Annotated in this window: 23 protein-coding genes; 2 read left to right on the top strand and 21 right to left on the bottom strand. The window is 44.9% G+C overall.

The features are described from left to right. Positions 1-3 precede the first annotated feature (3 nt). The 9 genes from EUAN_RS05465 to lepB form a co-directional block, all read right to left on the bottom strand. Entirely contained in the window at positions 4-750 is a 747-nt protein-coding gene (locus tag EUAN_RS05465) for a 16S rRNA (uracil(1498)-N(3))-methyltransferase (protein WP_071062524.1), read from the bottom strand. Further along, positions 750-1,700, bottom strand: coding sequence for a 50S ribosomal protein L11 methyltransferase (gene prmA, locus EUAN_RS05460; protein WP_071062522.1), 951 nt, complete (start codon positions 1,698-1,700; stop codon positions 750-752). Before prmA ends, EUAN_RS05465 begins: the two co-directional genes overlap by 1 nt. Positions 1,701-1,818: 118 nt before the next feature. Beyond that, a complete protein-coding gene (gene dnaJ, locus EUAN_RS05455) occupies positions 1,819-2,952 on the bottom strand; it encodes a molecular chaperone DnaJ (RefSeq protein ID WP_071062520.1) in 1,134 nt (377 codons plus the stop codon). 83 nt (positions 2,953-3,035) lie between these two features. Then, positions 3,036-4,862 (bottom strand): molecular chaperone DnaK, encoded by a 1,827-nt coding sequence (gene dnaK / locus EUAN_RS05450; RefSeq protein WP_071062518.1) that lies wholly within the window; start codon positions 4,860-4,862, stop codon positions 3,036-3,038. A gap of 44 nt (positions 4,863-4,906) precedes the next feature. Beyond that, positions 4,907-5,446: a nucleotide exchange factor GrpE gene (gene grpE / locus EUAN_RS05445; RefSeq protein WP_071062516.1), complete on the bottom strand. Its 540-nt coding sequence runs from the start codon at positions 5,444-5,446 to the stop codon at positions 4,907-4,909. Positions 5,447-5,461: 15 nt separating this feature from the next. Next, positions 5,462-6,490, bottom strand: coding sequence for a heat-inducible transcriptional repressor HrcA (hrcA, locus tag EUAN_RS05440; protein WP_071062514.1), 1,029 nt, complete (start codon positions 6,488-6,490; stop codon positions 5,462-5,464). Between the two features lie 119 nt (positions 6,491-6,609). Continuing rightward, positions 6,610-7,752, bottom strand: a complete 1,143-nt coding sequence (hemW, locus tag EUAN_RS05435; protein WP_084655748.1) for a radical SAM family heme chaperone HemW — start codon at positions 7,750-7,752, stop codon at positions 6,610-6,612. 50 nt (positions 7,753-7,802) lie between these two features. Then, positions 7,803-9,614, bottom strand: a complete 1,812-nt coding sequence (gene lepA, locus EUAN_RS05430) for a translation elongation factor 4 (protein WP_071062511.1) — start codon at positions 9,612-9,614, stop codon at positions 7,803-7,805. Between the two features lie 24 nt (positions 9,615-9,638). Next, positions 9,639-10,172, bottom strand: coding sequence for a signal peptidase I (lepB, locus tag EUAN_RS05425; RefSeq protein WP_071062509.1), 534 nt, complete (start codon positions 10,170-10,172; stop codon positions 9,639-9,641). A 171-nt stretch (positions 10,173-10,343) separates the two neighbouring features. Here lepB and rpsT point away from each other — a divergent pair, with 171 nt between their 5' ends. Further along, entirely contained in the window at positions 10,344-10,607 is a 264-nt protein-coding gene (gene rpsT, locus EUAN_RS05420; protein ID WP_071062508.1) for a 30S ribosomal protein S20, read from the top strand. 42 nt (positions 10,608-10,649) lie between these two features. Here rpsT and holA read toward each other — a convergent pair whose 3' ends face one another. From holA to EUAN_RS05380, 9 genes are all read right to left on the bottom strand, one after another. After that, a complete protein-coding gene (holA, locus tag EUAN_RS05415; RefSeq protein WP_071062506.1) occupies positions 10,650-11,687 on the bottom strand; it encodes a DNA polymerase III subunit delta in 1,038 nt (345 codons plus the stop codon). Continuing rightward, positions 11,666-14,068 (bottom strand): DNA internalization-related competence protein ComEC/Rec2, encoded by a 2,403-nt coding sequence (locus EUAN_RS05410; RefSeq protein ID WP_071062504.1) that lies wholly within the window; start codon positions 14,066-14,068, stop codon positions 11,666-11,668. The genes holA and EUAN_RS05410 overlap by 22 nt, the downstream gene beginning before the upstream one ends. Positions 14,069-14,070: 2 nt before the next feature. Beyond that, a complete protein-coding gene (locus EUAN_RS05405; RefSeq protein WP_071062503.1) occupies positions 14,071-14,637 on the bottom strand; it encodes a prepilin-type N-terminal cleavage/methylation domain-containing protein in 567 nt (188 codons plus the stop codon). Next, positions 14,637-15,071 (bottom strand): prepilin-type N-terminal cleavage/methylation domain-containing protein, encoded by a 435-nt coding sequence (locus EUAN_RS05400; protein ID WP_071062500.1) that lies wholly within the window; start codon positions 15,069-15,071, stop codon positions 14,637-14,639. Before EUAN_RS05400 ends, EUAN_RS05405 begins: the two co-directional genes overlap by 1 nt. Before the next feature lie 16 nt (positions 15,072-15,087). Further along, on the bottom strand, positions 15,088-16,260 hold the full coding sequence (locus EUAN_RS05395) for a DUF7305 domain-containing protein (protein WP_071062498.1): 1,173 nt from the start codon (positions 16,258-16,260) through the stop codon (positions 15,088-15,090). Positions 16,261-16,384: 124 nt separating this feature from the next. Then, positions 16,385-17,380 (bottom strand): ornithine carbamoyltransferase, encoded by a 996-nt coding sequence (argF, locus tag EUAN_RS05390; RefSeq protein ID WP_071062496.1) that lies wholly within the window; start codon positions 17,378-17,380, stop codon positions 16,385-16,387. A 99-nt stretch (positions 17,381-17,479) separates the two neighbouring features. Further along, entirely contained in the window at positions 17,480-17,614 is a 135-nt protein-coding gene (locus tag EUAN_RS12935; RefSeq protein WP_281182081.1) for a hypothetical protein, read from the bottom strand. Then, a complete protein-coding gene (locus EUAN_RS05385; protein WP_071062494.1) occupies positions 17,615-18,298 on the bottom strand; it encodes a Crp/Fnr family transcriptional regulator in 684 nt (227 codons plus the stop codon). Next, positions 18,288-18,617: a nucleoside triphosphate pyrophosphohydrolase family protein gene (locus tag EUAN_RS05380; RefSeq protein ID WP_071062491.1), complete on the bottom strand. Its 330-nt coding sequence runs from the start codon at positions 18,615-18,617 to the stop codon at positions 18,288-18,290. Before EUAN_RS05380 ends, EUAN_RS05385 begins: the two co-directional genes overlap by 11 nt. Before the next feature lie 128 nt (positions 18,618-18,745). Between EUAN_RS05380 and EUAN_RS05375 the strand changes: the two genes are divergently transcribed. After that, positions 18,746-19,207, top strand: coding sequence for a phosphatidylglycerophosphatase A family protein (locus EUAN_RS05375; protein WP_071062489.1), 462 nt, complete (start codon positions 18,746-18,748; stop codon positions 19,205-19,207). Positions 19,208-19,252: 45 nt separating this feature from the next. Here EUAN_RS05375 and EUAN_RS05370 read toward each other — a convergent pair whose 3' ends face one another. Genes EUAN_RS05370 through argJ form a run of 3 tightly spaced genes read right to left on the bottom strand, consistent with a single transcriptional unit; the run spans position 19,253 to position 22,553 of the window. Then, positions 19,253-20,446 carry an acetylornithine transaminase gene (locus EUAN_RS05370; RefSeq protein WP_071062487.1) on the bottom strand — a complete coding sequence of 398 codons (1,194 nt, stop codon included), beginning with the start codon at positions 20,444-20,446 and terminating at the stop codon, positions 19,253-19,255. A gap of 12 nt (positions 20,447-20,458) precedes the next feature. Beyond that, positions 20,459-21,316 (bottom strand): acetylglutamate kinase, encoded by an 858-nt coding sequence (gene argB / locus EUAN_RS05365; RefSeq protein WP_071062486.1) that lies wholly within the window; start codon positions 21,314-21,316, stop codon positions 20,459-20,461. Positions 21,317-21,332: 16 nt separating this feature from the next. Beyond that, complete coding sequence (gene argJ, locus EUAN_RS05360; protein WP_071062483.1) at positions 21,333-22,553, bottom strand: bifunctional glutamate N-acetyltransferase/amino-acid acetyltransferase ArgJ; 1,221 nt, start codon at positions 22,551-22,553, stop codon at positions 21,333-21,335. Between the last annotated feature and the right edge of the window lie 8 nt (positions 22,554-22,561).

Genomic DNA, 22,561 nt, shown 5'->3' with positions numbered 1-22,561 from the left:
CTCCTAAATATCTCCCAAATCTCCTAGCTCATACATAATCACAGCCGAGGCCGCAAGCCCAGCTGTCTCGGTTCTAAGTATCCTGTTCCCAAGCGAAACCACTTTGGCTCCAGCAGCCTTAAGCATCTCGGCTTCCGACTCCTCAAACCCGCCTTCCGGCCCTACAAATACAGACACATTCTTCCCGTCATATCCACGCAGAGCTTTCTTCAGCGAATTCTCTCTCTCTGATTCGTAGAGCATTAGCGCAAGTTCGTCTTCCCCTAGCTCAGATACTGCCTCTTTTAGCGTGACTAGCCTGTCTACTAGAGGGATTCTTCCACGCTTGCTCTGCTTGGCAGCCTCTTCGGCTATCTTCTGCCATCTCTCCAGCTTCTTAGCTATCTTTTTTTCATCTGAAAGCTTCACTACAGCCCTCTTGGTCGCCATAGGGACTATCTCAGAAACTCCAAGCTCCGTGCACTTTTGAACTATAAGCTCCATCTTGTCTCCCTTAGGCAGCCCCTGATAGAGCTTTAGCTTTATAGGCGCTTCCCCTTTGGACTTAAAAGATTCCACGATTGAAAGCAGCACTTCCTGACTGTCTATGCTCTCTATTACGGCTACGTAGTCGTTTTCCTCTCCGTCGCATATAGACACCTCTTCGCCTTCTTTTAGCCTGAGTACATTCTTTATATGCTTGAGATCCTCACCTGATATCGTCACGACTTCCCCAGATATCTGGGACCTGTCTACAAAAAATCTGTGCATTACTCAATTTCTCCTATCTTTGCAACTATAGAAGCCCACTCTCCTAGCTCTATGACTTCCACTACTTCAAGTCCCGATTCGGCCATGGAGTCTTTCACAAACTCCACCTTGTCCTTTATTATCCCGGAAGATATGAAAATACCGTCGTCCGCAAGGCATCTCTTTATGTCTTTGTTGAGGATGGCTATTATCTCAGCAAGTATATTGGCCACTACTATGTCGTACTTCTTGTCTACCACGTCTAGCAGATCTCCCTGCCTTATATCTATTCTGTCCTCTACGCCGTTTAAAGCTATATTCTCCTTGGAAACCCTTACGGCCACCTCGTCTATGTCCACTCCTACCACTTCGCTTGCGCCCAGCTTTGCCGCTATTATGGAGAGTATCCCACTTCCGCAGCCTACGTCTAGTACAGTGCTCTCTGGAGTCACAACTTTTTCAAGCGCTCTGGCGCAGAGAGTCGTAGTCTCATGTGTTCCTGTTCCAAAGGCCATCCCTGGATCCAGATTCACAACTACTTCGCCCTCTTTAGGGCTGTACTCTTCCCATGAAGGGTTGACCACTACACGCTCTCCTATTTTGGCAGTCTTGTAGTACTTCTTCCATGAATTCTCCCAGTCTTTTTCAAACACCTCTGAAAGGCTCACCACTCCGAAAGGACTGCCTGTTTCATACTTAGGCATTACCTCTATCCTCTGCCTTATCGACTCTATAGTCTCTAGCAGCTCTTCCCCCTCTGGGAAATAAGCTTTTACCACGACTCCCGGCTCTCTGTCTGAAAGCAGCTCTTCAGGAACTATATAGTCCCAGGCGTCAGGGTGCTCGGCTTTAAACTCTATATCCCTTGGGTCCTCTATGGCAAGTCCGCCTACACCTAAATCGTACAGTATGCCCGAAACTATTTCTACATTCTCAGAGTCGGTCTTTATCTGAACTTCTATCCATTTCAATTAAAACACATCCTTTTAATCGATTTTCAATCACAAATATTATACACCATAGCCTGTAAAAAAAACAGTTCCAGGCCAAAAGAAAAAGGACCTGGCCGTACTGGCCGAGTCCCTGCTCCTACTCTGAAAACTTGTCTTTTATCTTGTCAAAGAGCCCTTTCTTTCCATGCGAAGTTTCTTCTCCAAACTCCGCCGAAAGCTCCTCTAGCAGCTCCCTCTCTCTGTCTGAAAGCTTTCTAGGTATCTCCACTTTCACCTTGACGTAGAGATTTCCCTCTCTTCCAGTTCTAAGGCTCTTGATTCCCTTGCCTTTGAATCTGAAAACTGTGCCTGTCTGGGTTCCCGGCTCTATCTTGTACTTTATCTTTCCGTCTAGCGTAGGTATCTCTATATCTGCGCCTAATGCCAGCTGCGTAAACGAAACAGGTATCTCGCATCTCAGATCGTCTCCGTCTCTCTCGAATAGACTGTCTTTTTCGACCTCTATATAGACGTAGAGGTCTCCTCTAGGCCCGCCTTTTTCGCCAAGCTCACCTTCTCCACGCATAGGGATATATGAACCTGTATCCACCCCTGCCGGGATGTTTACGCTGAAAGTCTTGGATTTCTTGACTTTGCCCGAGCCGTGGCATTTGCCGCAAGGATCGTCTATTATCTCCCCTGCACCTTTACAGGTCGGACATACTCCGACTCTCATCATCTGTCCAAAAGGAGTTCTCTGAACTTGCTGGACTTCCCCGGTTCCATGGCATGTAGGACAAGTCTTCTTGCTTGTTCCCGGCTTCGCCCCTGTACCATCACATGTCTCGCAAGACTCGTCTCTCTTTATCGTTATCTCTTTTTTCACCCCGAAAGCGGCTTCCCTGAAAGTGATTCTGACTCCTACCTGTATGTCGTCTCCTCTTACAGGACCTCTCTTTTTCTGTCTCGATCCGCCTCCGAAGCCTCCGAACATATCCCCGAAGATGTCTCCGAATATATCCCCGAAGTCTCCAAATCCTCCCGAATATCCGCTGTAACCGCCCTGGTTCATGCCCTCGTGTCCAAACCTGTCGTACTGCGCTCTCTTTTCCTTGTCTGAAAGCACCTCATATGCCTCGCTGACTTCTTTGAAGTTCTTTTCTGCCTCGTCGTCATTAGGGTTCAAATCCGGGTGATACTTCTTGGCAAGCTTTCTGTAGGCTTTCTTCAGCTCCTGCTCGTCTACGCCTTTTTCTACACCTAAGACCTCATAATAGTCTCTCTTTTGCATCTATTCACCACCTGCGTTCTTTATTCTCTAAACTACAAACATCAAAGCCAAATACAATTCAGCTTTGATGTCTGCGTGTTCTATTACTTGTTGTCTTCGTCTACAGCTTCGTATTCTGCATCTACTACGTTGTCGTCTTTAGGCTCTGCACTTTCAGCTGATTCAGCATTTTGCGCAGCCTGCTCGTACATCTTCTGCGATATGGCGTGGAACTCATTCATAAGCTCGTCTGTCTTGGCCTTTATATCCTCTGTGCTGTCGCCTTCTAGAGACTTCTTAAGCGCTTCAAGCTTCTCTTCCACTTTCGCCTTTTCGTCAGCAGATATCTTGTCTTCAACTTCTTTAAGAGTCTTCTCTGTCTGGTAGATAGTAGAATCTGCGTTGTTTCTGATCTCTATCTGCTCTTTTCTCTTCTTGTCTTCTTCAGCGTGCTGCTCTGCATCTCTTACTTTCTGCTCTATCTCTTCGTCGCTCAGGTTTGTAGAAGCTGTGATAGTTATCTTCTGCTCTACTCCTGTTCCAAGGTCCTTAGCTGAAACATTCACTATTCCGTTTGCGTCTATGTCAAAAGTAACCTCTATCTGTGGAACTCCTCTTGGAGCTGGTGGTATACCTGTAAGCTGGAATCTTCCAAGGCTATTGTTGTCTCCAGCCATCTCACGCTCTCCCTGAAGTATGTGGATGTCCACGGCGTTTTGGTTGTCTGCCGCTGTAGAGAACACCTGGCTCTTGTTTGTAGGGATAGTTGTGTTTCTCTCTATAAGCTTTGTAAATACTCCACCTAGAGTCTCTATTCCAAGTGAAAGCGGTGTTACGTCTAGTAGAAGTACGTCTTTTACCTCTCCGCTCAAGACTCCTCCCTGGATAGCTGCACCTAGGGCAACAACCTCGTCTGGGTTAACTCCTTTGTATGCTTCTTTTCCTGTTATCTTCTTCACTGCATCTTGAACTGCCGGTATTCTAGTCGATCCTCCAACTAGTATAACCTTGTCTAGCTCTGAAGTAGAAAGTCCTGAATCGCTTAGCGCTTTCTTTACAGGTCCCATAGTTCTCTCTACAAGGCTCTGAGTTATCTCGTCGAACTTAGCTCTACTTAGGTTCATGTCCAAGTGCTTTGGCCCTTCCTGAGTAGCTGTTATGAAAGGAAGGTTTATATTTGTGTTTATAGAGCTTGAAAGCTCCTTTTTGGCCTTCTCTGCTGCTTCCTTAAGTCTTTGAAGCGCCATCTTGTCAGTTCTAAGGTCTACTCCGTTCTCTTTCTTGAACTCTTCAGCTATATAGTCTACAAGCGCTTCGTCGAAGTCATCTCCACCTAAGTGGTTGTCTCCGCTTGTAGATATAACGTCGAAAACTCCGTCTCCTAGCTCTAGTATAGATACGTCGAAAGTACCTCCACCAAGGTCGAAAAGCATTATCTTGTGATTCTCTTCATCCTTGTCAAGCCCGTATGCAAGTGATGCCGCTGTAGGCTCGTTTATTATCCTCTGAACGTTTAGTCCAGCTATCTTTCCTGCGTCCTTTGTAGCCTGTCTCTGGCTGTCTGAGAAGTATGCAGGCACAGTTATAACTGCGTCTGTAACTGTCTCTCCTAGATAAGCTTCTGCATCGGCCTTCAGCTTTTGAAGTATCATCGCAGATATATCCTGTGGAGTGTAAGTCTTGTCTCCTATAGTCACTTTGTGGTCTGTTCCCATATGTCTCTTTATAGATATAACTGTTCCATCTGGATTTGTAACAGCCTGTCTCTTAGCTGTCTCTCCAACTAGTCTCTCTCCATCTTTTGTAAAAGCAACTACCGATGGAGTAGTTCTATTTCCCTCTGAGTTAGGTATTACTACCGGCTCTCCACCTTCCATAACTGAAACGCAAGAGTTAGTTGTACCCAAGTCTATTCCTATAATTTTGCCCATTGCAATTCCTCCTTGTGTTTTTATATACTCTGTTCTTGTATCCTCTATTTAGAAACAACTACCATGCTAGGCCTTACTACCTTGTCTTTTATCTTGTATCCCTTCTGGAAGACCTGCACCACTATGTCTGAATCGTGGTCTTCAGACTCCATCTGGGACACTGCATTGTGGTAGTTTGGATCAAACGGCTGATCTAGTGCCTCTATCTCCTCTAAGCCTTGGCTTTTAAGGGCCTCTATAAACTGGTTCTTTATCATCTCCACCCCTTGGTAGAAACCTTCGAAATCAGCCTCCTTTACCTCGAGCGCCCTTTCAAAGTTATCTATTACAGGCAGCAGTTCAGACACCATTCCCTCTACTGCGTAGTTTATAAGACTCTGCTTCTCTCTTTCAACTCGCTTCCTGTAGTTGTCGAAGTCCGCCTGAAGCCTGAGCTTGCTGTTTTGAGCTTCTTCCAGCTCTGCGCTTAGCTTTTCAAGCTCTGAGTTTTCCGGTGATTCCGTAGCCTCCACCGTCTCTTCTCCTTCTACCTCTGCTGTTTCCTCTTCTGACTCTATGATTTCCTCTTTTTCTATATCTGTCAATTAGATCCTCCTCCACTACTTTAGCAAGTATTGTTTTATTATCTGATTCAACTCCTGAGTGACCGACTTTATTATGGCCATTATCCTGAGATAGTCCATCCTAGTAGGCCCTATGACACCTATCTTGCCTATGGTGTTGCCGTCTATGCTGTAGACAGCAGTGATTATGCTACAGTCTTTCAGCTCTTCGTCGAGGTTCTCGCTGCCTATCTTGACTTCTAGATCACCTCTCGGAGCTCCGTCCATAAGCTTGAGGACTCTGTTCTTGTCCTCCATAAAGCCTAGAAAGCTCTTTATCTTCTCTATGTCACTGTACTCTGGGAAGTTCAGTATATTGGCTATCCCTTCAAGGTAGAGCTCTGCATCTTCAACAGACTTCATAGAGCCCTTCACCATCGGCAGTATTATGTCCACCATGGGATTCTGGTGCTTCAGGCTGTCCTCTGCCTTGATTCTGCCCTCCACTTCACTAAACCTAGAGCCCTTCAGCTTCGAGTTCAGGAAGTTATTTATGATAAAAAGCTGGTCTTCATCTATCTCTTCCTCTGTCCTGAATATCTCGTTCTGTATGGCTCCCGAGTCTGCGACCAGTATCACCATTATCCTGTGGCGGTCCAGCTTCACCACTTGGATTTTCTCTAAAACCGTATTGTCTGTCTGAGGCGCTAATGCTATAGATGTGTAGTTTGTGGTGTCTGACAGTATCTTGAGAGTCGTCTGGAGCAATTCCTCTATCCTGTTTACCTTCTTGTTTATATCCCGAACCATGGCCCCGTACTCGCTCATCTCTTGCTCTAGAAAAGGCAGCACTTCGTTTACATACAGCCTGTATCCCTGGTCGGAGGGAATCCTTCCAGCCGAGGTGTAGGGCTGAACTAGAAAGCCCAAGTCTTCCAAGTCCGACATCTCGTTTCTTATGGTAGCCGAGCTTACTCCCAGGTCGTAGTTTTTGGAAATAGTCCTTGACCCTACCGGCTCCCCTGTCATCACGTAATTGCGTATAATAGCATGCAGAACTTGCAGTTTCCTCTTATCAAGCGTCATATCTATCACATCCTATTGTCACCCTTATTAGCACTCGTCGCACATGAGTGCTAACTCTTTATGTATCTAAATTATCACTCCTTTCAGCTTTTGTCAATACCTCTGATGCATTTTTTTGTCTAAGGCAGCAGCTCTGCAAACAGCTGGTTTGAAAGGTCTCTCCCCATCTCTGTAAGCTTTATCCTGCCGCCGCCTAGCTCAAGCATGCCTCTCTTTTTAAACTCTGCCATTGTCTCTCCATACACACTATCTAGGCCTTTACCGTATCTCTTGTAAAAATCAGAATACAAGACTCCCTCATTAAGCCTAAGTCCCAGTATCATATACTCGGCCATCTCCATCTCTCTGTCTATCTCGTCTATGCTCTCGCTATCCACAGGTATCTCTCCTGCGTCAATAGCCCTGTAGTACTCCTCAAACCCAGATGTGTTGGAATACCTCTTTCCGCCTGTATTGGAAGCTGCTGAAAGCCCAAGTCCTATATACGGTCTGAGCTTCCAGTAGCCCAAGTTGTGGATGCACTCGTAGCCCGGCTTTGCGTAGTTGGATATCTCGTACTGCGCATACCCTCGCTCTTCAAGCAGCTTTGAAATGCCGTGGTACATCGCCCGCTCCTCGTCCTCGTCCGGAAGCTCCAGCATGTTTTTTTCCTCCAGCTCGTAGAGGCGAGTGCCTTCTTCAAGCTTCAAGCTGTAGTACGATATATGCTCGACTCCCAGCTCCATGACTTTGAGTACAGTCTCTTCTACATCTGCATATCGCTGATTTGGAAGCCCGAACATTATATCCAGGTTTATATTCTCTATACCGCACTCTCTGATAAGCGCTACAGTGCTGTATACATCTGCGGCGCTATGTGTCCTGCCTATAGCCTTCAGCAGCTTGTCGTTCAAGCTCTGCACTCCGAGGCTCACCCTGTTCACCCCGGAGCTTGCATAGTCTAGAAGCTTCTCTCTTGTGAAAGTAGCCGGGTTTCCCTCTATAGTTATCTCCTCTATATCCCTGTCTCCGTTTAAGTCTCTAAGCAGCTTCAGCACACTGGCTATGCTTTTAGAGGACACAGCTGTAGGCGTGCCACCTCCCAGAAATACAGTTCTTATACCCATTCTCTCTATCTCGCCTCTGTAGAGCGCTATTTCCTTTTCAAGGTGCGCCATATAGTCGCTCTCTTCAGCTTGACAAGCTACCGAGTTGAAGTCGCAGTAGTAGCATTTGCTCTTGCAAAACGGTATATGGATATATACACCTAGTTCTCCATGCAATATAATTCCCCCTATAAAAATACACACCTCTCGGTGTGTATTTGACTTTTTTAGTTTTCGTCGTACTTAAGCACTGTAAGGAAAGCCTCCTGTGGAACTTCCACATTTCCGACCTGCCTCATTCTCTTTTTTCCTTCTTTTTGCTTCTCTAGCAGCTTTTTCTTTCTAGAGATGTCTCCACCGTAGCACTTGGCAAGCACGTCTTTTCTAAGAGCCCTTACAGTCTCCCTGGCAACTACTTTTCCGCCTATTGACGCCTGTATAGGCACAGCGAATTGATGTCTAGGGATTACATCCTTGAGCTTCTCCACTATATGTCTTCCTCTTTCGTAGGCCTTAGAGTCATGAACTATTATAGAGAAGGCGTCTACAAGCTCTCCGTTTATCAGTATGTCCATCTTCACAAGCTTCGACTGCCTGTAACCCTTCAGCTCGTAGTCGAGCGAAGCATATCCCTTTGTCTTGGACTTAAGCGCGTCGAAGAAGTCGTATATTACCTCGTTCAGTGGTATCTCGTAGTGCATGCTGACCCTTGTCTGCTCAAGATACTCCATGTTCTTGAACTCCCCTCTTCTGTTCTGGCAGAGCTCCATTATGGCTCCGACATAATCTGTAGGGGTCATTATATTTACGTCCACTATAGGCTCTTCCATGTAGTCTATCTCTGTAGTCGGCGGAAGGTTGCTAGGATTCTGTATCATCAGCTCTTCTCCGTTGCTTTTCATAACCTTGTAGATCACACTAGGCGCTGTAGTCACTATGTTTAAGTCGAACTCACGCTCAAGCCTCTCCTGTATTATCTCCATATGGAGAAGTCCCAGGAATCCGCATCTGAATCCGAAACCTAGAGCAAGCGAGCTCTCCGCCTCGAAAGAAAGCGATGCGTCGTTTACCTGAAGCTTTTCAAGCGCCTCCCTTATGTCGTTGTACTCCTCACCCTCGGCTGGGTAGATACCGGAATAGACCATAGGCGTAACTTTCTTGTAGCCTGGAAGCGGCTCCGCTGTAGGGTTGGACTTCTCTGTTATAGTGTCTCCCACCCTTGCGTCCTTCACGTTCTTTATGCTGGCCGCCACATATCCAACATCTCCTGCCGAAAGCTCGTCCACCTCTATCTGCCTAGGCGAGAACACTCCGACTTCCACAACTTCAAACGACTTTCCAGTGGCCATCATCTTTACCTCTGTACCAGGCTTCAGCTTGCCCTCCATCACTCTTACAAGCGTCACAACTCCCTTGTAGTTGTCGTAGTAAGAGTCGAATATCATGGCCTTTAGTGGAAGTTCTGAATCGCCTTTAGGCGCTGGCACCTTCTCCACTATGCTCTCGAGCACGTCCTCTATGTTCAGTCCTTCTTTCGCAGATATAAGAGGCGCCTCTGAAGCGTCTAGACCTATCACGTCCTCTATTTCCTTCTTTATCTCGTCAGGCCTTGCACTTGGAAGGTCTATCTTGTTTATGACCGGTATTATCTCTAGGTCCTGATCAAGCGCCAAGTACACATTTGCAAGCGTCTGAGCCTCTATTCCCTGAGCTGCGTCTACCACCAGGATTGCCCCCTCGCAGGCCGCAAGGCTTCTTGAAACCTCGTAGTTGAAGTCCACATGTCCTGGGGTGTCTATAAGGTTCAGGAAGTACTCGTTTCCGTCCTTCGCCTTGTATACAAGCCTCGTAGTCTGAAGCTTTATAGTTATACCTCTTTCTCTCTCCAAGTCCATATTGTCCAAGAGTTGCTCCTGCATCTCCCTTGAAGTCAGCATGCCTGTCTTCTCTATAAGCCTGTCTGCAAGTGTAGACTTCCCGTGGTCTATATGTGCTATTATAGAGAAATTTCTAGTTCTCTCCTGTTTGCTAAGTGCCATAATCGTTCTCCAACTCCTCTTGTTCTATATTGTGCCTATCCTGTCAAATGGGAAATACCTGAAAGAAGCCTTTCCCTTTACTAGCTCTTCGTCTACTGTTCCAAGACTTCTGCTGTCTTTACTGGCTCTAAATTCCCTGTTGTCCCCAAGTACAAAGACCTGGCCTGCTGGAATCTCCCAGTGGTTTTGGTCGTATGCATCTGTGTAGGAATTTTCAGCTATATAGCCTTCCTCTATCGCCTCTCCATTCACATAGACTATTCCGTCATTTATATCGACTGTATCGCCTTCTACAGCTATAACCCTCTTTATATAGTCTTTCGTCTCGTCGTCAGGTGCCTGTAGCACAACTACATCTCCCACTTCTGGCTCTCCCACTATGTAGACTATCTTGTTCGTAAAGAGCCTATCATTCTCGTGCAGTGTCGGATACATAGAGCTTCCTATCACCTTTGTGCTGTTGAATAAAAATGTCTTTATGACAAGCGCTATCACCACAGCTACAAGTATACTCTTGACCCAGTCCCACAGTTCACTTCTAAATTTTCCTGAATTCATGGTGCTTCCTCCCCCTATCTTTTAAAGCCTGTAATATTATAACACTTTTATCTACAATATTAAAGCAGGTTAAGGCTACAACTACTCTATATTTTGCGCACTTTCTCCTTGCTTTTTTTATTTCTTCGTGATAGAATTACCTTTGTTAATGTATTAGGGAGGTGATGATCAGTGGCAAATATCAAGTCAGCTATGAAGAGAATCGACGTTATAAACAAGAAGACAGCTGTTAACAAATCTAGAAAAACTGAAATCAAAACTTATATAAATAAATTTAACAGTGCTTTAGAGAACGGTAACATAGAAGAAGCTAAGGCTATGCTTAAAGTAGTGGAGAAGAAACTTTCTCGTGCAGGTATCAAGAACACTCTACACAAGAATGCAGCTTCTAGAAAAGTTAGTCGTCTAGCTAAGAAATTAAATAAGGCTGTTTAGTCGATCAAAAAAACTTCGGTATATACCGAAGTTTTTATTTTTTTACCGCGACATCGCAAGAAGCAGTCTCTCTATTCCAAGTCGCTCGTCTACAGCGCTCGTCTTTATATTCCTATCAAGCTCAAGCGCAAGTTCTAGAGCAGAGACTATCTTTCCAGGCCCGAAGGCCTTCGTCTGGGCTATAAGCTTGTTTATCACAAAGTCAAACTTTATCCCAGTCACATCTTTCAACGTCTTTTGGCTGTATCCACGGCCCATATACTCCGAAGTCAGTAGTAGAAGCCTCAACTGCCTTATCACCATATAGATTATCTTCTGGGTCGGAATCCCCAAGCTGATTATGTCGTCCAGAGTATCTAGCGACTTGTCCACTCGACTTTCACCTAGAAGCTCCACCAGCTTGAATATATTGCTCTGCACAGACTTGGTCACTACACTGTTTATGTCCTCGCTCTCTATTCTATCCCTTTCGCCTACATAGGAAACCAGCTTCTCTATCTCATGCTCTATGTCGTTTAGAGTCGTCTCGGACTCCTTGTCCAGATATCCGCTGTACTGTATAAATTCGTTTATGCAGCTTCTAGATATATTCTTTACAGCCTTTATACACTTGCTCTGTATAAAGCTTGTGAGCTCTCCTTCCTTGAGCCTGTTTAGCTCCACCACTCCGCCGGCCTTGCCAATTTCCTTGATTATCTTTCTTCTGCTGTCCACTTTCTCGGCATTCACCACCAGCAGCAGTATGCTGGAGCTTCCTAGTGTTTTCAGATAAGTTATGAAACTCTCCTCTTCCGAGCTGTCTCCCTCTTTTTTCTTCGAAAGAGTCTTCCAGTCTTCCACTACGACTATCTTTTTCTCGGCCATAAAGGGGAGTGTCTCGTTTGCATTTTTTATGTCCTCGAATCCTGTCTCAGCTCCATTCATATAGATGTAGTTGAGGCTCTCAAAGCTCTCGTCTATATACTTGCCCTTCAGCTTTCGAAGCACCGAGTCCATAAGGTATTTCTCACGCCCGTATAAAAGGTATACTGGCTTTATCTGACTTCTCTCTATCTCGCCTAAAAACTCTCTGTAGTCCAATCTAAATCCTCCAGTTGCTCTTCTCTATTTTTAGCTCTTCTCTTCACGTCGTAGATCATCCATATCCAGATAATCGACTGGATCGCAGTAGCGGTCAGTTTCCAACGGTGCCTGAGAACGCTCTCCAAAATTCCAGGCTTTTTCTCAAGGTACTCCCAGACCTCAATCATATCTCTGCCTAAAGTCAATTTTACCATACCAGACTCGTCGTTTCTATATATCTCTGATCCGAGTTTATCGTATCTATTTAAGACATCCTTGTTCGGATGGCCAAAGCTGTTTTTCCCGACTTGAAATATGGCTATCTCTGGGTTTACAGCCTCTAGAAATCTCTCGGTGGATGAAGTGGCACTTCCATGGTGAGGGACTTTAATCATATCCACGTCTCTTATAAGCCCAAGCTCGCTAAGCCCCATTTCCCTTTCGGACTCTATATCTCCCGTAAAGAGCGCTGTGTTTCCGTAGGATTCAAGCAGTACCACTAGAGAGCTGTTGTTCTCTCCAGCTTTCAGGTCGCTCTCTTTAGGCGGAATAAACACCATCCTGTTTTCCGCGTCCAACCTAAGCTCCTCTACGTTTTCAACCACGCTGACTCTAGTTCCATTTGCATTCGCCTTTTCCAAGAGCTCGAGGTATAGCTCGTTTTCAGGGCTTTCATAGCCTATGATTATTTCCTTTACCTCTATGTGGTCCATGACATATAGAAAGCCCTTCATATGGTCTGCGTCAAAGTGGGAGACTATGAATCCGTCAAGCTCGTCTACTCCGTGCTTCAGAAGGTACGGATAGACCACATGCTCCCCCACGTCATAGTCGGAATACACAGAGCCCCCTGAGTCCACCATATAGTTCTTCCCCGAAACCTCTATATGCGCGCAGTCCCCCTGCCCTACATCTATAAAACTTATATAGGATTGCTCCACAGGAGTTGACAGCATTATTCCAGCTGATAGGACAGTGTAGGATACAAACACAGTCATGGTCTTTCTCCCAAAACGTTCCACGTCTATGATTTCTGCAAGCACTAGCAGGATAATGTAGAAAACCATCATAGCCAGAAGCTCTGGAGACTTTGCGTATATTGGGTTGTGCTGGCTTTCCAGAATATCCATAATCCAACTTGAAGAAGCCATAATCATATCTATAATACCCCCAAACAGCAAGGCCAGACTTGCACTTAGTCCATACAGACTCAGAAGTCCAAAGGACAGAAGTAGCGCAAGCGAAAGAAGAGGCGCCACCGCGAGGTTTGTAAATAGCGATACAAGCGGAATCGTATTAAAGTAGTACATATTCAGAGGAAGCAGCCCAAGGAATATCCCGAAAAGCGACTTCAGCTTCTTCCCTCTAAAAACAGACAGAGCAATCACCCCTGCAAAGGAAAGTTGGTACCCCAAACTAAGCGCCCAGAGAGGCTTCGCTACAAGCATCGAAAGCCCTGCGAAGGCCACGGTGTTCAACGCATCTCTCCGCCTGTGCAGCAGCTTTGAAAGAATTAGAAGGCTTATCATGATGCCCGCCCTTATGGACGAGACAGGGCTTCCTATCAGAGCTATGTATACCCATATAAGAGCTATGCCCATGAATTCGGCCAGTCTCTTGTGAAATTCGAGCAGACTTCTAAAACAGTGAAACAGCGCCCCGAACACAATCCCTATATGAAGCCCCGACACTGCAATCATATGCCCAAGCCCCAGATCCCTTATCCTTTCGAGCGAAAGCTCCTCTATATAGCCTGAGTCTCCAAGCACCATGGACTTGAGTATGCCCTGATACTCTGAACTCACCGAGCTTTCCAGAACCTTCTCCACATAATTCCTGAACTTAAGGCTCGCCCGCTCCACATAGTTTAAGCTGCCCTTTTCAATCACCTCTATATCTTTGGCGCTGGCCACCATATTGCCGTATACATAGAGGCTTCTGTAATAGTCCCTTGAGCTGAACAGCTTGGGGTTTCTGCTTTCGCCTATGGCCTTCAGCTCTCCGCTTGCATTCAAGACGTCCCCGACATTTAAGCCTATGTTTTCGTAGAATGTAAGTGCCAGCTTCTCCCTATTTTCAAGGTCTTCAACTATATAGCGCTCGTATTCTTCGTCGGATATCTTCTGTCTCAGCACTTTTACCTCTATTTCCACATCTTCTCCAAAGCCGTCTTCCCGTCCATGCATGTAGTCTGTGTTGAAAAAAAGCCCTCCCATTAAAAGGGAGAGCATAAGCACAAGTGTGTATAAAGTTTTGTTTAGGAGAATTCTGGCACCGAGAAATGCGGCCCCAATCATCCCCAAGAGATAGATATAAGTATCTTCTTGTATATCATAGTTGTAGTCTAGATATATTCCGATTATATACGCTATCCATAGGGATAGAAATGGTTTTTTCAAGGCTATTCTCCTTTGAATTCTATTATTATAGGCAATCCTTCTCCTGATGATATTTCGCCATTTAGAGGGTATACCGCCGTCTCTACTTCATAGCTATTTCCGCTTTCTTCACCTACTACTTTTATCTTTATAGCTACTGTTTCATTTTTTTCTTTTATTCTTTCAATGCTTGATTTTTCAAAGTTTATTCCATTGTTATCCCCAAGCTGAGTCGATGGTGTAGGGCTTTTACCTACGTATATCTTTAATCCCGTTTCTTCAATAGCTATATATTTAATTTTTTCTAATCTATTAGACTCACTAGGGATTTTATCCACTAAATAAATTTCATCCACTGATTCAGTTTGATTTGATCCTTCGTACCTTATCTCGTCTACCATCACAGTTGAGATATTCCGTACATTCTGCTGTATATCCCTTCTAGATATTCCGCTGTTAAAAGTCTTATTCCCAAAGCCAAGCACTGAAAATGCCACGGGAATTATTATGGAAACTATCGCTATAGTTATTATTACCTCTAAGAGTGTTAATCCCTTTTTATTTAGGTGTTTTTTTAATGTTTTTTTCATTAAGACTCGTCCTTTTTAGCTTCTGGCGTTTTAGGGATAAAGGTGGTCAGCTTTTCCATACTGCCCTTTTTCCCATTTTGAACAGCTATCGTCAAATTGAATCCATTTAAATCAGCATCCTCAAAATAATAGTTAAAGCCTTTCCCCTCGGGTATGGAATCTTCTATATTTCCAACATTATCTTTTTTTACTCCATCAAGCAAAACAAGTTTATCCTCCAATTCACTTTCTGTATACGATTCGGATTCTGAGTAAACCTGCTCCAGTATATCCGAAGCCCCAAGTACTGCCTCCGACTTCCCTCCAAAAGAAGCTATAGATACAAAGCCATTTCCAAAGAGGCTCAAGAAGGCTGTGACTATTATGCCGAGTATAGCTATTGATATTATAACTTCAACAAGAGTCATCCCTTTTTCACTCTTAAGTATTCTCATATTTTTGTCCTCCAGACTATTCTTTGCTCCAGACTTTTTTTGACTTGTCTATAGTCGTTCCGCCAGATTCTCCTTCAAAACCATCATATTCAATATCTGTTCCAATTAGTGGATTGTTTCCTAGGCTTTTGGCTGAACCGTTCATATTGACTGTATTTCCTATTAAAGCTACACTAGCTGGATCAGATGAGCCAGTAAACGTTATGCTTGCATTAGGAGCATATATAAGCCCTGATATTCCAGTGTTCCCATTAATTTTCAAGTCACCTTTTTCTGGTTCATCCTCTTTTTTCATATAAAATATAACTAAGTTCACACTAGGACTTATTTTCATTTGAGCGTTTCCATATATATCAAAATAATCTTTTATAAATAAGACTAGGGTCCCACTTCCTGTTGCTTTGAATTCATTACTCCCTCCTAAGTTAAATTTATCAACTACAACTTGTCTAGTCGCTCCACCTACAAGATTTATATCTGTACTTGATGTTATATCACTGTAGTAACCATCCACAGTTATCGAGGTATTTACGGGTTTTTTACTTCCAAAATCAGGCACTTTTGGTAGTGGGTACTCTTTATTTTGATTATATTTAATTTCGCCATCTACACGTTCTTCCAAAGTCCCACTTCCTTTTTTCGTTATAGAGCTACCATCATCAGGCAGCTTAGTTCCTATATCACCTTTAATATTGACCTTGTTTCCAAGAGTTATCTTTCCAAATGAAAATATAGCCATATCTACGCTTATTTGAGGAACATATTTTTCTCCTACAGAAACTCCAATATCATTTAGCTTTACAGTGTCGCTTTGCTTGCCTTCTCTTCCTGTAGACTTTATGCTTACAGATTTTTCATCTATCCCAAACGATAAATTCACTTCAGCTTCTTTATCTTCCCCTGAAGCTAGACCATCCTCTAAATTTCCCGATAAATACTTTTCTTTTGGATTCTTTGTTTTAAGCCAATTTTTCCCTTCTTCTGTTTCAGCATATTTATCCAACCACTCTAGCCCCATATATGCTCCAGACCTTGCATAGTAGTGTGCCTGAGTCTTATGTTGGTGATTTATAGCCTGAAGCCCTTCGCCAGTTGTAGCAGTTACAAATGCAGCTCCCAGTACAGCCAAAACCGCCATCACAATTATAACCAATACCAGCGTTCCACCCCTGTTATTCCCTATCTTCATTTTTATCACTCCCTGTCTAATCTCCCATATGTATAACATACCCATCATCTAATACTATGTACCTAATTTTACAACAAAAAGAACCTGTGCGAAACACAGATTCTCTTTTTCTAAATATTTATCTTTACTGATTCCCCAGTGTAGCCACCATTATGGCCTTTATAGTGTGCATTCTGTTCTCTGCTTCATCGAATACTACAGACTGCGGCCCTTCAAATACCTCGTCTGTGACTTCCAGTGCGTCCATTCCGTATTTCTGGTATACGTCTTCTCCAACTAGAGTCTCTCTGTCGTGGAACGCAGGTAGGCAGTGCATAAATAACGCACTCGAGTCAGCCTTAGACATCATCTCCGCATTCACCTGGTATGCCTTAAGCAGGTTTATCCTCTCCTCGAACTGGTCCTCTTCTCCCATCGAAACCCATACGTCTGTATATACTACGTCGGCTCCAGCGACTCCCTCGTCTACACTTGAAGTGAACGTGAGCTTGGCTCCTGTCTCTGCCGCTATCTTCTTGGACTCCTCTACAAGCTCTTCTTCCGGGAAAAGCGACTCTGGCGCAACTATCCTGAAGTCCATTCCCATCTTGGCTGCACCTATCATAAGCGAGTTGGCCATATTGTTTCTGCCGTCTCCTACGTATGCGAACTTTATTCCCTTGAGGTATCCCTTGTGCTCTTTTATAGTCAGGAAATCCGCCAGTATCTGTGTCGGGTGGAACTTGTCTGTAAGCCCGTTCCAAACAGGCACACCAGCGTATGCTCCAAGCTCCTCCACAGTCTCGTGTGAAAATCCTCTGAACTCTATTCCGTCGAACATCCTTCCAAGCACTCTGGCTGTGTCCTTTACAGACTCTTTCTTGCCGAGCTGTATATCGTCTTTCCCAAGGTACTCTGGATGCGCTCCTTCATCTACCGCCGCCACTACAAAGGCGCATCTAGTTCTGGTAGAAGGCTTTTCGAATATAAGCGCTACGTTTTTTCCCTCCAGATTCCTAGGCTTTATGCCTGCATATTTAAGCTTTTTAAGATCAGCCGCAAGCTCTATGAGGTACTCAATTTCCTTCGGTGTAAAGTCCAACAGTTTCAAAAAGTTTCTTCCCTTCAAGTTAAATGCCATCTCTATCCCTCCACTCTGTTTTTCTATTTATCCTAATTATATGGGCCTGCTGGCCACCTGTCAATCGTATTTTTATTTATATTTTTTTATATTTATAAATTATTTTCTCTTTCTATTTCGCCTATTTAGCACAAATATGATTACGAGCATTCCAGCCATGGTGTAGTAGTAGCCGTTTATGCCATCCTTGTTGAGCTCTCCGGCAGTGATCGCAATCGTATTCAAGAATTCCATCTATTCCAACCACCCTTTTAGCTTTTCCTTGTTCACTATGGATATCTTTCTTCCCTTTATAGCTATCGAGCCCTCGCTTCCGAACCTGCTCAGCACCCTGCTTACAGTCTCCCTCGAAGTTCCAACTATGCTGGCTATTTCTTCTCTTGTAAGCCCGAGATCCAGCTCTGTAGACCCTCCGCTCTCTTTGCCGTATTTGGCAGCAAGGCTTAAAAGCTCTCTGGCAGTCCTCATATATACGTCGTCCACTACAAGCTCTTTGTGTTTCTGCTGCGACTTAAGAAGCCTTGCACTCAGAACTTTTATTATCCCTAGTGCAAGCTTGGGGCTCTTCTCAACCACTTTCTCAAGCTCCACATTCTCGAGTATTATTATCTCTGAGTCCTCTATCGTCTTTACCGTCGCCGGGTAACTTATATCTGTAAAAAGCGTCACTTCCCCGAACATCTTGTTCTCGCCTTTGATGTCCAGGATTATCTCTTTTCCACTTACATCGGTCTTGTATATCTTCACTTTTCCAGACTTGACTACGAACATGGAGTCGCCGTGATTCCCCTCAGAGATCACAATACTGTTTTTCTTGTAAACTCTCTCTTTAAGTATGGATTCCACAGCTTCCAGTTCGCCTTCGTCAAGCGACTGGAATATCGGGATTCCCTTTATATAGTCGATTCTACTTCTCAACTCTCTCTTTGCTCCTCTCTTCGCTGAAGCCCTCCGGATACCTCTTTTTGAGCTTTTCTATATTGTGAGAGGCTATCTCCTCAAGCTCTATGCCTCTTACAGCGGCCAAATTGGCTATATACCATAGCACGTCCCCCAGTTCGTCTTTTAGCTTCTGATTGTCCATCTCGTGGCCGTGAAACACCACTTTCTTCACATAGTCGGTGACCTCTCCCGCTTCTCCTGAAAGCCCCATAGAGTAGTTTGCAAGCTTGTATCTCTCTTCGTTGTTGTCGTTGGCCGTCCTCTTTGCCAAGTTCTGATATTCTTTGAATTCCATCTCGTACCTCCACATCTCTTTTTCTTGTATTATACCATATTGTATTTTCCCTAATTCAGAATTTCTTATACACTTTATTCAGTTTTATTATATACTTAATACTATATGACAATTGAAAGGGTGATCTTTTGAGAGATTTAGTAATCCAGAAACTCAACGACAGAGGTGTCCGTCTAGAGGATATAGCCGAGATAGTGCACGACATTCAGAGAAACTATATAGAGCTGAGCGTAGAGGACTGCATAGACAGCATTATGGAAGTTCTAGACAAGAGAGAGGTGCAGTACGCCATACTCACCGGAATCCAGATAGATGAGCTTGCAGAAAAAGACTTGCTTGATGAGCCACTGCTCTCCATAATTAAGAGCGATGAGTCCCTCTACGGTATAGACGAGGTGCTGGCGGTGAGCATAGCCCATATCTACGGCTCTATAGGCTTTACCAACTTTGGATATCTGGACAAGACAAAGCCTGGTATAATAGCCACTGTGGACAGCCTTGACGGGACTGTGGGAACTTTCCTAGACGACATCATCTGCGCACTGGCCGCTGCGGCAGCCGCAAAACTGGCCCATAACGGCACAAAATAAAACATCGGACAGCTGAGAAATTCTCGGCCATCCGATGTTTTGCTTTTACTTGGAGTTTTCTGCTATCGCCTTTTCCATTATCTCAAGCGCCTTGTCTATTTCAGCTTCTCCTACCACTAGTGGCGGAACGAATCTTATCACGTTAGCTCCAGCTCCAACTAGCAGCAGTCCGTTCTCTATAGCTGAGGCAACTATGCCTTTTACCAGCTCAGGCTTTACAGCTATCCCCTGCATAAGCCCCATTCCTCTTACATCTTCCACTACACTGTACTTCTCTTTCAACGCCTCTAGGCCTTTTTTAAGCCTCTCTCCCAGCACCTTTACGTTCTCCATAAGCCCGTTCTCCAGCAGCTCATCAAGCACTGTAAGCGCAGCAGAGCAAGCAAGCGGATTTCCTCCGAAAGTCGAAGCGTGGTTTCCTGGCTCGAAAGCTGAGGCAATTCTATCTTTGGCCATCATAGCCCCCATAGGGATTCCTCCCGCAAGCCCTTTAGCCATGCAGATTATATCAGGCTCTACACCGTACATCTCGTATGCGAACAACTTTCCCGTTCTGCCTATTCCAGTCTGGACTTCGTCGAACACAAGCACTATGTCCTTCTCGTCGCAGATATCTCTTATGTTCTCAAGGAACTCCTGCTCAGCCGGGCATACTCCGCCCTCTCCCTGTATCGCCTCTACCACTATGGCGCAGGTCTTGTCTGTCACAGCACGCTTAAGGTCTTCTATACTGTTGTACTTTACATGGCTCACTCCTGGAAGAAGCGGTCCGAATCCCTTCTGGTACTTTGTCTGTCCTGTAGCCGTTACAGATCCGAAAGTCCTTCCATGGAAAGAGTTCTCCATAGTTATTATCTCGTATCTCTCCTCGCCGTGCTTCATATTCCCATACTTTCTGCTGAGCTTAAGCCCCGCCTCTATAGCCTCTGTTCCAGAGTTACAGAAGAACACCTTGTCGAAAGCACTGTTCTGCGTAAGCTTCTCGGCAAGAGCTATCGTAGGCTCTGTCCAGTAGAGGTTAGAGCAGTGGTGCAGCTTTCTAAACTGGGCCACTATATTCTCCTCCAGCTTCTTGTTGTTGTACCCTAGAGTGTTTACAGCTATTCCAGCTACAAAGTCCAGATACTCTTTTCCATCTGTATCGTATACGTAGCAGCCTTCCCCTCTGTCTAAAACTATCGGGAAAGATGCGTAAGTGTTCATTATCACGTTTTTGCCGCTTTCTATTATCTCTTTCATCTAAAAGGCCTCCTATTTAAACATAGTTCCTATTCCGTCTTGAGTGAAAATCTCTAGAAGCATGCTGTGCTCGACTCTTCCGTCTATTATATGGACAGTCTCAACTCCGCTCTCAACTGCATCTATGCAGCATTCCACTTTGGGTATCATGCCGCCTGAAATAATACCCTCTTCTATCTTGTCTTTGGCCTGCGCTACGCTCATAAGGCTTATAAGCGAGTCAGGGTTCTCCACATCTTCCATTACGCCTCGCACGTCTGTCACAAAGACCAGCTTCTGGGCCTTAAGCGCCGCCGCTATAGAGACAGCCGCATAGTCTGCGTTTATGTTGTACGTGTTTCCTTCAGAATCCCTTCCCACAGGTGCAACTACAGGTATCTGCCCTGAGTCTAGAAGCGAGTCTATAAGGCCGGTGTCCACATCCACTATACTTCCCACATAGCCCAGGTCAAGGCCATTTTTCATAAGCTTTTCGGCCCTAAGCGTCATTCCGTCTTTTCCACTTATACCTGTAGCTTTTAGCCCTAACTTCTGTATGTCGTTTACTATCTCTTTGTTTATCTTGCCTGAAAGCACCATCTCCACAACTTCCATCGTGTCTGAATCTGTGACTCTCAGCCCCTCTATAAATTTAGGCTCTATGCTCATCCTGTCGAGCATCTTGTTTATAAAAGGCCCTCCGCCGTGCACAAGCACTATATTCACCCCTATCAGCTTGAAAAGGGCTATGTCCTGCATCATCATCTCTTTTATTTTGCTGTCCACCATGGCGCTTCCGCCGTACTTCACCACTACTGTCTTTCCCCTGAAAGACTGGATATAAGGTATGGCCTCTATGAGCACCTTGGCTTTGTTTATATGCTGTTCCATCTCTGTCCTCCGTATCCTAAGTTCTGTAGTCTGCGTTTATCTTGACGTAGTCGTAGCTCAGGTCGCATCCCCATGCTGTCGCCTCTTCAGACCCCTCGCCAAGAGTTATCATCACGTCTATCTCGTGGGCCTTCAACACCTCTTTCGCCTCTTCTTCAGAGAACTCTATAGGCACTCCGTTCTTCATAAGGTCCACTCTTCCTCCGTCGCTCTTGAAGTAGATTGAGGTCTTGTTCATGTCGAACTCTATCTCTGTGTAGCCCATAGCAGCAACTATTCTGCCCCAGTTGGCGTCCTCTCCGAAGAAAGCTGTCTTCACAAGACTTGAGTTTATTATGGACTTGGCGAACACTCTGGCGTCGTCTTTTTTAGCTGTTCCCGATACAGTCACAGCCAAGAACTTGCCTGCGCCTTCTCCGTCTTTCACTATCTGCTTTGCAAGGTTCAGATTCACAAAGTGAAGCGCCTCTTTGAAAGCCACATAGTCCTCGTTTTCAGACTCTATCTTTTCGTTCTCAGCCATTCCGTTGGCCATCACTATCACAGTGTCGTTTGTGCTTGTGTCTCCGTCTACAGATATCATATTGTAAGAGTCAATTGTACTCTCTTTAAGCGCTTTTTTAAGCAGCTCCCCCGATATATTCACGTCTGTAGTTATATATCCAAGCATAGTCCCCATATTAGGGTGGATCATTCCAGACCCCTTGGCTATTCCGCCTATGCTGACAGTCTTTCCGTCTATAACTACCTCTACAGCCACCCATTTTGAGAAAGTGTCTGTAGTCATTATGGCCTCGGCAGCCAGAAGGCTGTCATCTTTTGTATCGCCTATATTCATGTGGTTTTCCTCTATCCCCTTGACTATCTTCTCCACTGGAAGAGGAACTCCTATCACGCCTGTCGAAGAGACTATTACTTCTCTCTTCTCTATTCCGTATGCATTCGCCACAGCTTCAGCCATAGCCTCGGCGTCTTTCATCCCTTGCTCTCCTGTGCATGCGTTGGCGTTTCCGCTATTTACAACTACAGCCTTCACTTTTCCTCCGCCAGCGACTATGTCCATGTCCCAAAGCACTGGAGCCGCTTTTACCGTGCTCTTAGTGAACACTCCCGCCACTTCGGCTGGAACTTCCGAGTATATCAAAGCCACGTCATTTCTCTTTTTTCTGACCCCTGCAAAAAAGCCAGTTGCCTTGAAGCCCTTTGCATTTGTAATTCCACCTGCCACTACGTTCATCTCTATCA

The sequence above is a fragment of the Andreesenia angusta genome, assembly GCF_001855385.1.
In the GTDB taxonomy this organism is placed as follows: Bacteria; Bacillota; Clostridia; order Tissierellales; family Gottschalkiaceae; genus Andreesenia; species Andreesenia angusta.
Note: the sequence above shows the minus strand (reverse complement) of the source record. Positions and strands in the feature narration are given on the sequence as shown.

Bases quoted from the DNA above. Each gene is read 5' to 3' on its own strand.
- EUAN_RS05465 (WP_071062524.1), bottom strand. From the start codon at position 750: ATGCACAGATTTTTTGTAGACAGGTCCCAGATATCTGGGGAAGTCGTG.
- dnaJ (WP_071062520.1), bottom strand. From the start codon at position 2,952: ATGCAAAAGAGAGACTATTATGAGGTCTTAGGTGTAGAAAAAGGCGTA.
- dnaK (WP_071062518.1), bottom strand. From the start codon at position 4,862: ATGGGCAAAATTATAGGAATAGACTTGGGTACAACTAACTCTTGCGTT.
- hrcA (WP_071062514.1), bottom strand. From the start codon at position 6,490: ATGACGCTTGATAAGAGGAAACTGCAAGTTCTGCATGCTATTATACGC.
- lepA (WP_071062511.1), bottom strand. From the start codon at position 9,614: ATGGCACTTAGCAAACAGGAGAGAACTAGAAATTTCTCTATAATAGCA.
- lepB (WP_071062509.1), bottom strand. From the start codon at position 10,172: ATGAATTCAGGAAAATTTAGAAGTGAACTGTGGGACTGGGTCAAGAGT.
- EUAN_RS05405 (WP_071062503.1), bottom strand. From the start codon at position 14,637: ATGAAAAAAACATTAAAAAAACACCTAAATAAAAAGGGATTAACACTC.
- EUAN_RS05400 (WP_071062500.1), bottom strand. From the start codon at position 15,071: ATGAGAATACTTAAGAGTGAAAAAGGGATGACTCTTGTTGAAGTTATA.
- EUAN_RS05395 (WP_071062498.1), bottom strand. From the start codon at position 16,260: ATGAAGATAGGGAATAACAGGGGTGGAACGCTGGTATTGGTTATAATT.
- argF (WP_071062496.1), bottom strand. From the start codon at position 17,380: ATGGCATTTAACTTGAAGGGAAGAAACTTTTTGAAACTGTTGGACTTT.
- EUAN_RS12935 (WP_281182081.1), bottom strand. From the start codon at position 17,614: ATGGAATTCTTGAATACGATTGCGATCACTGCCGGAGAGCTCAACAAG.
- EUAN_RS05380 (WP_071062491.1), bottom strand. From the start codon at position 18,617: ATGGAATTCAAAGAATATCAGAACTTGGCAAAGAGGACGGCCAACGAC.
- EUAN_RS05370 (WP_071062487.1), bottom strand. From the start codon at position 20,446: ATGAAAGAGATAATAGAAAGCGGCAAAAACGTGATAATGAACACTTAC.
- argB (WP_071062486.1), bottom strand. From the start codon at position 21,316: ATGGAACAGCATATAAACAAAGCCAAGGTGCTCATAGAGGCCATACCT.
- argJ (WP_071062483.1), bottom strand. From the start codon at position 22,553: ATGAACGTAGTGGCAGGTGGAATTACAAATGCAAAGGGCTTCAAGGCA.